Below are 14,494 nucleotides of genomic sequence, written 5' to 3' on the forward strand. Positions count from 1 at the left end.
CCCGCGTCAACCGGCGCGCGCGAGTTCGACCGCGAACTTCGCGCAGCGTTCAAGTGCATCGCTCGGGCCGAGTGCTTCGCGCATCTCCGCATAGTCAGCGTACTGGCGGGCCGAGTCGGTCATGAGCCCTTCGAGCCTCAGGGCGAGACGCTCCGGCGTTGCGTCGTCTTGCAGCAGCTCCGGAATGACTTCACGCCCCAAGACGAGGTTCGGCAGCGTTATGTAGCGATGTCTGATCATGCGCTTGCCGTACCAAATGAGTGCCGGCGGAATCACGTACAGCGCGACCGCGGGAACGCCGAGCAGCGCCGTTTCGAGGACGGCCGTGCCCGAACAGACCCAAGCGCCGTCCGCGCCGCGCAAGGCCTCCGCTACGCCGCGCGCCATCCGCACCCGGTGTAACCCTTCGCGTGCGATCGTCTCGGTGATACGCCGCTGCGCGCGGGCGTTTGCCGCCCCAATCACACCCTCCAGGTTAGGCCGGTGCGCCGCGAGCCGCGCAAATGCCGCCAACAGGAGCGGCAGGTGCCGTCGCAGTTCGCCGCCGCGGCTGCCCGGAAGCATCGCGACCGTTCCCCCGTCGGGCGGCGGCGGCGGCTTTCGCGGACGCAGCGCGTAGCGTCCGGTCAGGGGATGGCCAAAGAACTCGATGCGGCATCCGAGCCCGCGATAAAAATCGTACTGGTGTTTGAAGGCCGTCACCGGAACGCAAGCGGCGCTAACGCGGCGCGCCTTCACCTCGTCGTCCAGCCAGGTCCCCGGCGGAAAAAGGTCGAGGATCGGGCCCGCGTAGTTCATGCGCCGCAGCTGGCGGGCCAGCCGGAGATTGAAGACACCGAAGTCGACGAGCACGACCAGGTCGGGTTTCGACGCGCCGATGTGTGCGGCCGTCTGCAGCATCGCCAGCAGCAGTTTGGGAATGCGTGGAATCGCCGCGGCCGGACCCATGCTCGCCCACCCGCTGTGGTCGCGCCACAACGTGATGCCTGCCGCGCGCATCGGCGCCGCACCGATTCCTTCGAACTGCGCGTCGGGATCGTAACGTCGAATCGCCTCTGCCAGCGCAACCCCGCTGGCCTCTCCGGACGGCTCCCCGGTCGAGATGAAATATTTCAGCGGGCGCTCGTTCTACTTGAGAACGCCGCGTTCCGAAGGCGCCTCTAGGAACGCGATGATCTCGCGGCCCGGATCCGTGGTGACCTGCGCCTTCATCGCTTCGGTCGCTTGTGAGACGTTGAGCTTCGGGTCGTACAAAAGCTTATAGAAGCGCTTGATCTCTTGGCGATCTTCGGGCGAGAAGGCCGCTCGGCGAAGCCCCACGCTGTTGAGTCCGTACGGCTGGCACGGGTTCCCCTCGACGAGGAAGAAGGGCGGCACGTCTTTGGTGAGTTTGCTCATCCCGCCGACCATCGCGTGGCGTCCGACGCGCGTGAACTGATGGATGCCGGTCTGTCCGCCGATCGTAACGTAGTCCGCGACCTGTACGTGGCCGGCGAGCTGCGCGAGATTGCTCATCGTTACGCTGTTTCCTAAAACGCAGTTGTGTGCGATATGAACGTAGGCCAGCAGAAGACAATCGTCGCCGACCGCGGTCACCTGGTCTTGCCCGGTCGCCCGCTGGATGCTGACGTATTCGCGCAGCGTGGTGCGGCTGCCGATCCGAGTGTAGGCGCGCTCCCCGGCGTACTTGCGATCCTGCGACGCGGCGCCGACGGTCGAAAACGGATAGAGCTGACAATCGTCGCCGATCTTCGTCCAGCCGTTGACGACGACGTGCGCCTGCAAAACCGTCCGCGCTCCGATTACGACGTGCTCGCCGACGATACAGTACGGCCCGATCTCGGCATTCTTTCCAATCTCCGCGCTCGGATGAACGATCGCGCTGGGATGCAGCACGGAAAGGCCTGCCCTTAAACGTGCAGCACGGTGGAGTCGACCCCAAACATTCGCGGGTCGGAGACGATCGAAAACATGATCTCGGCCGAACACGCGAACTGGCCGTCGACGGTCGCTTCCGCGTTGACCCAGCCGATGTTGCGTTTGTGGCGCAGCATCGACACTTCCATATCCAATCGGTCGCCGGGAACGACGGGCCGGCGGAACTTTGCCTTGTCGATGCCGGCGAGATAGGGCGTCTTGCGAGAGAACTCGCCGGGTTCGAGAATCATCGCGCCGCCGAGCTGCGCGAGCGCTTCGATCATGTAGACGCCCGGTAAGACCGGATTACCGGGAAAATGCCCGGCGAATATCTGTTCGTTGTAGGTAATGTTTTTATAGCCGCGCACGTGGACCATGTGCTCGAACTCGAGGATGCGGTCCACGAGCAGCATCGGGTAGCGATGCGGTAAGATTTCAAAGATCTGACGGATATCGAGTTCAGCCAATCGTGCTCTCCTAGGCAGACGGTACGCGCAATTGCGTACGCAGGACGTTGGTGATCGTGCAGTGCAGCTCGTGCCCGCTTTTGACCGCGACGATCTCGCATAGCGGCCACGCTCCCAGCAACGCCAGGTCGCCGATCAGATCGAGCACCTTATGCCGCACCGCTTCGTTGGGCCACCGCAGCGGCTGCATCGGACCGTCGGGTCCAAAGACCAGGGCGTTGTCGAGGCTTCCTCCGCGCGCCAGCCCGCGCTCCAAGAGCGCTTGCACCTCGTGCAGATATCCGAAGGTGCGGGCACCCGCGATCTCGTCCCGGTAAGCGCTCTCGTCGATTTCGCTGCTGAAATACTGGGTGCCGATCGGCTCGGGGAAATCCGCCATAAAGCGCACTCGCCAGGACGGCGACGGGAGCGCGGCGATCAGCTTGTCGCCGTCGCGCACAAAGACCGGCTCGGAGAGTTCCAATCGCCGGCGTTCTTGAGACTGCGCCTCTAAGCCGCAGGCATCGATGGCCGCCACGAAGTGTGAGGCGCTTCCGTCGCAGACCGGTATTTCGGGTCCCTCGACTAGGATTTCACAGTTTGCGACCCCCATCGCGAAGAGCGCGGAGAGAAGATGCTCGGTCGTCGAGATGCTCACGCCGTCGCGGCCGACAACGGTCGCGCGGGTCGTGTCGACCACGTATTCGACCGTCGCGGGAATCCGGACCCCGCCGGCGACGAAGAACAGGCCCGCGTCGGCTGCTGCCGGGCGCAGCTCGACGCGACACGGCGCTCCGGTGTGAAGGCCGACACCCTCGAAGAAGAGCCTCTCGCGAAGCGTCGTTTGCATCATTGAAATCGGTACGCGGGCCTCTTCGGAGGTGCCTTAGTTTTTTCTTGAGGACGAGCGCTCCAGGGCGTCGACACGATCGAACAGCTTTGGCAGCTTGCGAATCATGACCTGTCGCCGCAGCTCGTCGCGGTGATTCTGCGCGGGCTGACCGGAGATCGTTGCTCCGTCTTCGACGTCGTGCCAGACGCCGGTTTGACCGGCGATCGTGACGCCGGAACCAACCGTGATGTGCCCTTTGAATCCCACTTGTCCCGCGACTCGGACGTAGTCCCCGATCGCCGTAGAGCCCGCCAGCCCCGTCAACGACGCAATGACGCAGTGCTTTCCGATCCGGCAGTTGTGCCCGATCTGAACTAAGTTGTCGATCTTCGTTCCGGCGCCGATGACCGTCGAACCCGTCTGAGCCCGGTCGACGCACGTGTTGGCGCCGATCTCGACGTCGTCTTCCAGCACCACGTTGCCGACCTGTGGAATTCGTTCGGCGCGACCGCCGACGAACGTCCAACCGAAGCCGTCGCTGCCGATGACGCAGCCGGAATGCAGAACGACCCGATCGCCGACGACGCAGCCCGGCATCAGGCTCGCATTCGGCTTGACCCAGACCGATTCGCCGAGCGCGCTCCCCTCTCCGATATAGGCGCCGGCGCCCACGACGCTCCCTGCTCCGATCGAGACGCCGCTGCCGACATAGGCATGGGCTTCGATGTAGACATCTTGCGCAAGCGATGCGTCCGGCGCGACGAATGCCGCCGGGTGCCGGAACGGCCCGCGCGGCCGCGGCGCGCGTAGACTTTCGAGCAGCTCCGCCAACGCCTGACGCGCGTCCTCGACGACGAGCAGCGGCTTGGGCGCGTCGGGCGCTGCCAGCGACTCTTCGATCAAAACCGCGGCCGCAGCGCTGCGCCAGGCCGCGGCGAGATACGTTGGTGAGGTCGCAAAAGTCAGCGCGCCCGGCCGGGCGTCGCCGATGCTTGCAATCGTTTCGATCGGAACGGTGCCGTCGCCGACGACGCGCCCGCCGACGCGCCGCGCAAGGTCCTCCAGCGTGCCGAGCACGGGATCCTCTAGACTCCCGGCGCGGGAGTAGCTTTCTCCGTGATGTTCATCGACTTTTCGATGTCGCTGGTGATGTCGGTGCCCCCGTAACCGACGCCCTCACGGGTCAACACCAGCTTCATCTGGTTTTGCGCGGCGATCTTCCCGGCGGCGTCGCGAATCTGCTGCGAGAGCTGGTCGGTGATCTTTGCGTATTTGCGCTGCAGCGCCGCCGCATCGCGCACTCGCCGCCGCGCGCTCTCCCGTCGCGAGGCGATCGACCGCTCTTCGGAGACCAGTTGATTTTGATAGCCTTGGTACTCGGGCCAGTTGCTCACGATTCGCTGCACGTCCACCAGCCCGATCTGGCTGTGCGCCGCGCAGCCGGCGAGCATCGCTGCAAATGTGATGACGATGGCGTATCTATTCTTTTTCACTCGTGTTGGCTTTCAACGTCGCTGATGACTTGGGATGTCATGTCGTATCCGCCGGCAGCGGCCCAAACGTTAACGAAAACGATGCTGAGCCCGCGATCCTTGGCGACGCGGACTGCGTCGCGCTCGACCTGACCGACGATCTGTCCGTACAGCTCGGCGCGGCGCTTCTGCAGTGAGGTGAGTTCCCTGGCGGCCGCTCCGGTGGCTCCGACATCGGCCCCGTGAATGGCCGCGAACTGGCGGTCGAGATCGGCTTTCGTGGCGTTGTATTCGGCGAGCGTCTTGCCCGCGTCGGCTTGGAACTGGCTTGCGTACTGGCGCGCAATCTTGGCGATCTGCGCGCGCACGCCCGGCGAGAGGTTCGGAGAGGCAGTAGCCGGCGCCAGACTGCGCAGCTGCGATCCAACCTCGCTGCGGTGCTCTTCGAGTTTCGCCCTCGTTTGGGCGGTGATCGTGCCGACCTGGGAGCGGATTGCGCCGGAGGTTTGGCGATCCAACTGCGCCTTGTAGGCCCGCAAGGTTGCCGCGTCGCTGCCGCGCAGAGCGTCGACTTGTGCCGCCTCCTTTGCGTTGATGGCGGCGAGCTGTTGCTGCGCCTGTTTGCGAGCCTCGGGGTCCATGGCGAGATTCGAGAGGCGCATCTTGATCGCTAAGCGTGCACCGGCATCCTGCTGCGTAAGGCGAAGCGACAGATCGGTCTCGTTCTGCTGAAGCTCTTCGGCCTTCGCGCGATACTTCTGCGCGGCTTGCGTCTCGAGCTGACTGGCGATCGAGTTGGTCGCTGCATTGTCTTGCGAGATGACGTTCTGCTGATAGGCCTGAAGGTCGGCGCTCGCGGCCTGGGCGGCCTGCTGCGCCTGCGCGGCCGAGGCGCCGCTCATCTGCTGGGCGGCGAGCGCGCCCCCGCCCGGGACCCCCGCGGCATCCAGCGCCGACGCCACCGCTTGCTGCTCGCGGAGCGTGTAGTCGCGCTGCTTTTGCGCCAGGATTTTGTTGGTGCGGTCCTGCGCGGCCCGCAGCTCCCGGTTGAGCTCCGCCGTCTGCGTCGCGATTTGGCGTGCGGTCAGCGGCACGTGCGGGCCGGAAGACTGAAGGTTGATCGCCGCGATCGCATCGTCGATCTGCGATAACTGCGGATAGAGCGGGTGGCGCTTGACGGCTTCGTCGAGGCGGACGTAACCCGTGCCGCGGATCGCGGCCGAGTGCACGTTGACGCCGCAGCCCGACGGCAAAACCGCGGCAGCGAGCGTCGCTAGCATGCCAAGCAATGCTGCGGCACTATTTCGAGAGCTCATTCTGGACATCCGTGGTGATGTCCGTGCCTCCATAAACGATATCGGCGCGATCGACGACGAGCAGCAGCTTCTTTCTGCGCGCGACGTCGGCGGTCGCCGACTTCGTGGCGTCGACCAGCGGTTTGAGCAGCTGATCCTGCTTATCGGAAATCAACTTGTTATAGGCGGTGAGGACTTGCTGCTTGTCGCTGTTGCCCCTCGCCTCGGCCATTTTCGCGGCGTAAAGCTGTCGCTGCGTACTCTCGAACTGCGACATCTGCTGATTCGCGGTCTGCACCTTCGGAATTCCGTCGAGCGCACTCTGGTCGACGAAACCGATCTCCGACGGCGGCGGGGAGGCCGCCGCTGGGGAGACCGCCTGCGGGCTCGAGAAAATCGTCTCAACGTCTTTGGTGATGTCTTGGCCGCCGTAAATCACGATTCGCTTATCGACCACGACCGAGGCGTTGTGTGCTGCCGCAACCGCCGCGATCGCCAGCTGCACTCGCTGGAAAAGCGGCCCGACGACTTCACGCTGCTTGTCGTTGAGCTGCTGCTGAAACTGCATCGTTATCCTCTGCTTGTCGGCATCGGACCTGGCGTGGGCGATCTGCGCGTTGTACTGCGCGTCCATCTGAGCCTTGAACCCCGCGAGCTGACGATTCGCGCTCAAAAAGACGGGCAGGTTGGCGACGTCGGCTTGATCGACGAAGGCGACGTCGGTGAGGTCGGCCGCTATGGCGCCCGGCATAAGCGAGGCCGCCAGCAGCAATGCGGCGGCGCTGAGAATAATTGATCGAGTTTTCATCTTCCTTCTCTGAAGCTTCGCGCCGGGGCGCCTAGAAGCTTTGCCCGATTCCGAAGCTCGTGTGCGTACCGTAGAGACCCTTGGCAAAATCGATGCGCACCGTTCGGAGGCCCAGCTGCGGCACGTCAAAGCGGATGCCGGCGCCGGCATCGCCCAAAAGTGCCCAGTCCGAGGGGTATCCGGTGATCCGGTTGGTGTAGGGATTGAGCAGCGGATAGGCTCCCCGGATTCGATAGTCGAGTTCGTCGACGAAGAACGCCAGGGTTATACGGCGGTCGAGCGCCAGCGGCTGGCGCAGCTCAATCTGACCGAGGTACGCATTGGTCGCGTAAAAGACTTGGTTATAGCCACGCATCTGCTGGTCTGAAAACGTAAAGAGCGAGCTCGGCGGAATGACGCCGGTCGACAGGTAGCCAACGCCGTGAACGCCGATGGTCGCGTCCCGCAGAATCGGGAAGAACTTCGCGAGATCGATCGTGCTCTGCGTAAAGGAGAAGTTCGAGCCGAACGTCGGCGTAGATAACGTCGTGTTGAGCAGCGCCTTCACACCCTCGCGCGGATTAAACGGATCGTCGAGCGTGATCGACTGCAAGCTCAATCCGGTCGTGATGAGATTGTACGGCGAGCCCGTGTTGACGTTGGCGATCGAGGACGCCGCGATACCGAACGAGCCGCCGTACTGATTTTGCGACGAACTGATCGGCGAGGGCGACGGCCCCACGAAGATGTTCGGCTGATTGCCTTGGAAATAATACGGTGACGGGACGTTCGTGTCGTACCGGATCTTCTCTCCGGTGACCGCAAATGACAGGATCGTGTAATCGCTGAGGCGGCGGCCGACGTTGCCGGTGACCCCGTTGGAGCTGGACGTGCTGGTCGCGACGATATTCCCAAGCTGCTGCGAGCTCGAGCTCGGATAGAGCGTAACCGGGATCGGCACGTTTGGATTGCTCGCGACCGAGCTTCCGCTTCCGGTGATGCTATAGACCGGATAATAGTACGTAGAGTGGTTGAAGAAGATCGACCCCCCGGCGGTGTAGCGCTGTCCCTGGGGGGTATTGCCGAGGTAGGGGATCGACAAGTTGAGCTGGGCGACGCCGGTCCGAGCGCCCTCCTCAAACTGAATTCCAGCCGAGTTGCCGGTGCCGTGCAGGTTGGTATCGGTTAGGCCGAGCGTCGCATAGAGGCCCAGGCCCGTCAAGCCGCCCGAATAGCCGAAGCCCACCGAGGCCGACGCGGTACGCTGCTCGGTGACGTGCCAGACGACCGTGACGTCCTGCGGCTTCTTCGGGTCCGGGCCCGGCTTGATGTCCGGCTCGACCTTCGAGAAGAAGTTCAGCGCGTTGAGGCGCTCGTAGTCGCGTTTGATCGCGTCCGTATTGAGAACCATGCCGGGGCGTTCCCGCAGTTCGCGGCGGATGACGTTGTCCTTCGTTCGGGTGTTGCCGGTGATCTCCACGACCTCGATGCGCGCGACGTAGATATTGTATTTCACGTCCGCCGTCCCGGCTTTGAGATCGATCGACGAGGGCACGATGCCGCCTTCGAAGTTTCCGAGCTCGAGGTGGAAGCGGTTCTCGTAGAGCTTCTGCAGCGCTTTCGCGTCGGCGTCGCGAACGGCGTTGGAATAGACGCTGCCCTCTTTGAGCGTCAGTGCCGGCAGAATCAGCTGCGGCGGGAGCAGGGGGTCGCCGCCGATCTCGATGTTCTTGACGATCAAGCCTTCTTGAATCGTCAGCGTCAAGGCGCCGGTCTTCGAGTCGAGATTGATATCTTTGACGTGCGTCGGCACCTGGCCGCCGTAGCCGATGCGCTCGTAGTAATTATTGATCTTCAGTACGTCTTGCCGGAAAGTATTCGTGTTGAAGACTTGGCCGACGGAGAGGTCCATGAGCGCCGAAAGCGTGTCGCTCGGCACTTTCTGATTTCCGGTGAAGTCGATCTTCGTAATAACCGGATTCTCGACGACGCGATAGGTGATGGCCACACCGTTGGGACGCGCGCGTACCAGCGGCGGCGCAATATCGGCGAAATAGCCCAGAGCGTTGATTCGCGCGAGATCGTCTTGGACGGTCTTGGGATCGTACGGCTGCCCCGGCCGCGCCCCGATCACCGACATGATCGTCGACGTCGGAACGTGGAGGTTGCCGGTGATGTCTACGGACACAATCTTCGGAGCCGCGGGCGCGGGCGCGGCTATCGCGGGCGCAAGGCTCAGCCGAAGCATCGCGAGCAGCGGAAGAATGATGCCCAAGCGCCATCTGCTTGCGCGGACGCGTCGGGGGTCAAAGGTCATCTGAAAAAGTTGTTCTCAATCTGCTCTCGACGTGGCTGGCGTGTTTAGCACGGGCACCTCGCTGCAAGCATATCGCCTGCGGCCCGGCACGCCCTGTTCCTTCCGCCTTCGCCGGGGTCCTTGCTCCGTTGCCGATGCTCCAACGCGTGCTTAATCAAGGGAACGTCTGGAGCGAATGGAGCGGCAGATCACCAGAAATAGTGCTGCAGGGTAAGGCTGAAGCCGCTGTTACCGAGCAACGGCTGGCCGACGAGATAGCCGGCGCTGTAACCGATCGGCGAGCCGGGGAGCTGTAAAAGTTTTGTCGGGCCCGATTCGTAGAAGAAGTTGAGATTTGCCGAGGTGCTCGGCCCGGGCTGGAGCACCAGTCCGAACGATTGTACTTGAGGAAGCCCGAAGGTTACGGCGTACACGGCGCTGACGGCTTTGCCGAGCAAGCGCGTGGCGGTCAACCCGACATTTCCATAATAGCCGAGCGTCAGATTGATGCTCGAGAGCCCGAGCCCTTGGCCGATCGTCGTCTCCACCGGCGCCAGGAGTCCGGCGGTGAACTGCGCGTTGAGAATGTTGAAGGCTTCCTGGCCGACGGTGATGCTGCTGTTCTGCGAAAGCGTCACGTTCGGTATCGGCGAGAGCGTGCCCAGCGGTGTAATTCCGGCCGGCTGCTGCCGGGCCAGCAGCTGCTGGCGGCTGAAGGAGATGCCGCTGACGAAGCCGCCGAGCGGCGCGATGAGCGCGAGGATCTGATCCCGCGTGTAACCCGCGGGGGTCGAGTCGAGGCCGACCTTTAGGTCGGCGATCGGACCATTCACCGTTATGGTTACGTCCGCGCTCCCGTAGGGATTGCGGGCCCGGTCGGGATCGGGATTGACGACGGTCGTGTTCGCGACGGCATGAAGCGTGGGAAGCACGCCGTCGGCGGCGTTGAACCGAACGCTCGCCTGCTGGACACGAAAGGCGCGATCGAAATAGGTCAGCGTTCCGCCGGTAGACTCGAACGTACCCTCTAAGGTCGGCGTGGCGAGCGTGCCGGCAAGCCTGACCGACCCGCTCGTTCCGATATCGAGTCCGGCGCCGTAGCCGCTCCCCCGGACCCTGACGTTCTTGCCGGCCGTCGCTCGCACGTCAAAGGCAAGCGGCAAGTCGAGCGCGTGCCCTGAACCCGACTGGGTCGCGGCTCGCAGGAATGAGGCGAAGGGTAGGGCGGCATTGCTTAGCGTCACGCTCCCCGAGAGCAGGGCCAGACCGGCCGGCTGTTTTGCCACGGTTAGGGCCGCGTCGAGCGTTCCGCTGCCGTAAGCCGGAAGGTCCAGTTGCGCCCCCCGCGCGATGGCCTTGAGGCCAATGGAGAGCCCGCTGGCGGAAAGACCCGAAGGGAACGATACCTTGCCCGACCCTGAGAGAAACCCGCTGCCGGCGCGCGCCGATGCCCGGGCGAGCGAGGCCGAGGCGTGATCGAAGACGATATCCGCCACCATCTGCGTGATAGGAACGCGCTCTAGGTCGCTGACGTACGACCCATTTGACAGCGAGACGCGGCCGACGACCGCGGGACTGCGCAGGGTTCCTGAGATACCGAGGTGCCCGTCGAGCGATCCGGTCATCTTCGTGTTCGCGCCGAGCGTATCGGCGAAGATTCCGGGATCGAGGCCGACGACGTCGACGTCGAAGCTCAATGGCTGATCCATCGTAATACCGAGCGGCGCGAGCCGCAGCGGCACGGCCCCGGTTAGGCTCGCCTCGCCTTTTTTGAAGGTCACCCCCGCGTTCGAGAGTACGAGCGCGTTGCGGCGCAAGCGCAGCTCCCCGAAGAGCGTGGAGATCGGAATTCCGTACGCTTTCACGCCGGTTCCGTCGAAGCCGGCAACGAACGTCGGCGCGCGATACGTTCCGCCGATGGTCAGCGTGGACTCGAATGCGCCGCTGACCGGAATACGCACTCGCGCAGAATCGTAGACGAGCTCGGCCAGCCGGTTTGTCGCCGCGTAGACCCGCAGATCGAGCGGCTGCGACGCGTCGAGACCGAACGTACCGGATGCGGTTGCGGTGAGCCCCGGCGTCTGCAGCTGGGCTTGGTCGACGACCACGCGCTTGCCCGCGGCGTGCAGCGTCACCTTCGCCGTATCGAGCCTGAGCGGTCCCAGCGTACCGCCGGAAATACCGGCATAGCCGCTCACGCCGATCTGGGGAAACCGGCCGTGAACCGTCGCCTCCCCGGCGGCGCGTCCGGTAATCGGAAACGCCTGTATTCCGAGCGCCGGCAGCCAGAATGACAGGTCGAAATTGCTAACGCCCGCGGCGAGATCGTAGCGCGAGCGTTCGAGCGTGTCGAGCCACTGCGGACCCGGTACCAAGTCGATCGTGCCGTGGGCGTGCATCTTGCCTTCGCTGCCGCCGACCGTCAGCATTCCGTTTACCGAGTTGCGCGCGCTCGACCACACGGCGCGCGTGTCGCCGATCGGCAGATTTCGATAGCGAAAGCTCCGGATATCGATATTGCCGCTCGTCGTAATGCGGGCCCGCCTCGAAGCCGCCGCGATGCGCACGCTGCCGTCACCGTCGAGCGTGTCGCCGGTATCGAAAAAATTGTTGAAATCGGAGAGATCGGCGTACGGCGCCTCGACTTGCATCGCTTGGACGTGCGGACGCGAAACGGCATCGAAACGCGCCTTCGTCGTGCCGACGACCACCGAACCGCCGCGCATGCTGACCCCCGCTCGATCCGCGGTCAGCGCGGCACTCGCGTCGACGAACGGGAGGCCGTTGACCTCGCCCGCCGGTACGCCGATCGCGCCGCTTACCGTCGGCGAAGTGCTTCGCCCGCCGATGTGCAGGCGCGCGTTGAACGAGCCGTCGGTCATGTAGTTTGGAAGGCCGAACGCGTGCAGCGTGCGCGCGATCTGCGAAGCGGCAACGTCGGCCGAGAGCGAGTAGCTCGGCGAGCCCGAGGTCAGCGAACCGATGCTCCCGTCTACTCGTGCATACGTGCCGCCAAGCGATCCGAGCATGCGCTTCAGCCCCACGGAGTCGCCGTGAAGATCGATCTCGGAGTCACCCGAGAGAGAAAACTGTGCGACGCGCGAGCCGTTAACCGCCACGCCCCCGAGAAAGCTCGGGATCGGCGAGCCGGCTGTTAAGTCTCCGCTCGCCGAGATCGTTCCGCCTTCGAGCGGTAGGCCGATGCCGCGCAGCTGTGACGCTGCCAGCCGATTGGCAACCAGCGAAAGCGCACCAACCTTAGCGCCCGGCCCGAGCGCAAGCGTGCCGGCGGCCACCACATCGCCGCCGGCGGCGTGCGCGTGCGCCGAGTAGATTCGCAGCCGGTTTCCTTCAACCGCCAGCGTCATACTGGCGCGATCGATTGGAATGCTTCGCAGCGTGGCACCGGGCATCGCAAGATCGGAACCGACGACGACGATCCGCGCCGCTTCGACCGCAATCGCGACCTTGCCGCTGACCGGCCCGCGGCCGTCGATGGCGTTGCCGAGAAACGGAGCGAGGCCTTCAAAGGTGCCGCGATACTTCCCGGTCGCGACGAAGCGCCGCGTCGAAAAAGCGCCGCTGCCTGCAAATACGCCCCACGGGCCGTCGGCTTGCAGACGGTTGATCGGCGCGTTCGCCAGAGTGCCCGCCAGCGAAGCCCGCAGGCGGGAGAAGGGAACTCCGGCGATGCTCGTGTTCGATGCGTGCACGACGCCGGCTAAGACGATGTCGTTGCCGGAACCCCCGCCCGCAAGCGATGCGCCGAAGAGCCCTCCCTCGATCTTCGGCATCTGCGGCAGCGTCAAGTTCGGAAACGCCTGGTAGCGCGGCGCGTGCATCGCTAGGCGGTCGGCGGTCATCCAAAATGCGCTCGTGCTCCTCGGACGGTCGAGCAGGTATGCACCGTCGAGGCTGCCGCGCGGCGTGTGCAGCCAGAACGGGTCGACGAGCGCGGTCCCGTTGCCGTTCATCTGGACGAGCGCGGCCACGCGACCGACTCCACGTGCGGAAGCGGCGCTGCCGAGCACGTGAAAGCGCAGGTCGTTGCCGCTGGCGGCCGCATCGATGACGATCGGCTCGTCGCCGAGCATCTCGTCGAGGTAGGGCAGCCGGCTCGCCGGCCCGGCGACGTGGACGCCGAACTCCGATTTGAGGTGCGCGCCGGTTTGCAGCCTCCCGCGAATCGCCATCGACACACCGCCGTAGCGGGCGAGCAGCGGCACGAGCGCAACGACCTTGGAGTGATAGACGACGCCGGCCGCTACGTCATCGAACGGCAGCGCGCGATAACTCGCGTGCGGCGCGGTCGCATTGGCAACGATCAGCGGATCGTTGATTGGACCGCGCACCGAAACGCCGAGCGTCGCCTTACCCGCAATCGGCTGGTCGCGCGTGAATGAAAACGCCTCGCGCAAATCGGCGAGGTTGCCGTGACCCCACACGGCCAGACGCAGCTGCGCCCCACCCGTGAGCGCTCCATTGAGATCGAAGATTCCCCCGCGAATCTGCAGCGGGATCTTCGCCAGCGTCGCCCGCGCGCCGGTTACGAAGAACGCGTTGTCGACGACGTTGAGCCGGGCATTGATGCCTTCGATCGGAATCGCGAGCGCGTTGAAGGCGAGGCGCGCATCTTGGACGTCGAGCTTCAGGCTCACGTGATACGCGGGCGGCACGCCCGCCTCTAGGCCGAGCGCGTAAACGACGGCGTCGAAGTTGCTCGCGCCGCCGCGCAGGATTACGACGTCGGGGCTCTGCGCGAAATAGTTCGACAGGGCGCGCAGCGGAAAACGAGCCGCCTTGGCGTGATGCGCGGCGAAGCCGGCCGCCACGTCGATTCGCCCCCGCACGGTGAACGGCTCGCGCCGCCGGCGCTCTTCAAACGCGCCTGCGACGCGATAGCTCGTCACCGCCGCCGAGTCAATGCTGGCCTCGGCGTTGATGCCGTCGATGCGTATCGTGCGCGCGCTTTGGTCGAAGGCCGTCGGCTCCCGCAGCACGACTTGCGCGTCACTGACGCGCGCGTGGAAGTGCAGCGGCACGCGGTTGACCGGCTGCGGACCGGACGGCGGCGGGCCGGCGCCCGGCAACGCGATATCGAAGCTGCCGTCACGAAATCGAGTAAGCGTTAGCTTGACGCCGACGGCTTCGACGTCGACGAGTCCGAAGCGATGCCGGCTGCCCGGAAAGAGGTCGCGCAGGGAGTAACGCAGCGTGATGCGCTTCGCGCGCAGCAAGGGCTGCGACGCGCGCGCCACCGAGAGCCCGGCAATCACGGCCTCATCCCGGTCGATGTGCAGGCCGCCAATGCGCAGCTGGTAGCCGGCAATCCCCGCACCGGCCACGAGGGCGCCGCGCAGCATCTCGTGGCGCTTTGCGACCGCGAGCCCGACAAGTATCGCCGCGGCCACCAGGCCGATTGCAAAACGTTTTCGCACGTAGAGCCCTG

The 14,494-nt window shown here is 64.6% G+C and carries 10 protein-coding genes; all 10 read right to left on the reverse strand.

All coding sequences use genetic code 11. The features are described 5' to 3' along the window. Nucleotides 1–6: 6 nt before the first annotated feature. Nucleotides 7–1,116 carry a hypothetical protein gene (locus tag VGG51_15085; GenBank protein HEY1884352.1) on the reverse strand — a complete coding sequence of 370 codons (1,110 nt, stop codon included), beginning with the start codon at nt 1,114–1,116 and terminating at the stop codon, nt 7–9. A 12-nt stretch (nt 1,117–1,128) separates the two neighbouring features. Further along, nucleotides 1,129–1,896, reverse strand: a complete 768-nt coding sequence (gene lpxA / locus VGG51_15090; protein HEY1884353.1) for an acyl-ACP--UDP-N-acetylglucosamine O-acyltransferase — start codon at nt 1,894–1,896, stop codon at nt 1,129–1,131. A 14-nt stretch (nt 1,897–1,910) separates the two neighbouring features. Next, a complete protein-coding gene (gene fabZ, locus VGG51_15095; GenBank protein ID HEY1884354.1) occupies nt 1,911–2,384 on the reverse strand; it encodes a 3-hydroxyacyl-ACP dehydratase FabZ in 474 nt (157 codons plus the stop codon). A gap of 10 nt (nt 2,385–2,394) precedes the next feature. Next, nucleotides 2,395–3,216, reverse strand: coding sequence for a UDP-3-O-acyl-N-acetylglucosamine deacetylase (lpxC, locus tag VGG51_15100; protein HEY1884355.1), 822 nt, complete (start codon nt 3,214–3,216; stop codon nt 2,395–2,397). 33 nt (nt 3,217–3,249) lie between these two features. Next, nucleotides 3,250–4,272, reverse strand: a complete 1,023-nt coding sequence (lpxD, locus tag VGG51_15105) for a UDP-3-O-(3-hydroxymyristoyl)glucosamine N-acyltransferase (protein ID HEY1884356.1) — start codon at nt 4,270–4,272, stop codon at nt 3,250–3,252. Nucleotides 4,273–4,280: 8 nt separating this feature from the next. Then, entirely contained in the window at nt 4,281–4,688 is a 408-nt protein-coding gene (locus VGG51_15110) for a hypothetical protein (protein ID HEY1884357.1), read from the reverse strand. Continuing rightward, nucleotides 4,685–5,947, reverse strand: coding sequence for a hypothetical protein (locus VGG51_15115; GenBank protein ID HEY1884358.1), 1,263 nt, complete (start codon nt 5,945–5,947; stop codon nt 4,685–4,687). The genes VGG51_15110 and VGG51_15115 overlap by 4 nt, the downstream gene beginning before the upstream one ends. 19 nt (nt 5,948–5,966) lie before the next feature. After that, nucleotides 5,967–6,770: an OmpH family outer membrane protein gene (locus VGG51_15120; GenBank protein ID HEY1884359.1), complete on the reverse strand. Its 804-nt coding sequence runs from the start codon at nt 6,768–6,770 to the stop codon at nt 5,967–5,969. 31 nt (nt 6,771–6,801) lie between these two features. Further along, on the reverse strand, nt 6,802–9,024 hold the full coding sequence (locus VGG51_15125; protein ID HEY1884360.1) for a POTRA domain-containing protein: 2,223 nt from the start codon (nt 9,022–9,024) through the stop codon (nt 6,802–6,804). A 230-nt stretch (nt 9,025–9,254) separates the two neighbouring features. Next, nucleotides 9,255–14,483 (reverse strand): translocation/assembly module TamB domain-containing protein, encoded by a 5,229-nt coding sequence (locus tag VGG51_15130; protein HEY1884361.1) that lies wholly within the window; start codon nt 14,481–14,483, stop codon nt 9,255–9,257. Nucleotides 14,484–14,494 lie beyond the last annotated feature (11 nt).

Origin of the sequence: Candidatus Cybelea sp. (assembly GCA_036489315.1) — a bacterium.
In the GTDB taxonomy this organism is placed as follows: domain Bacteria; phylum Vulcanimicrobiota; class Vulcanimicrobiia; order Vulcanimicrobiales; family Vulcanimicrobiaceae; genus Cybelea.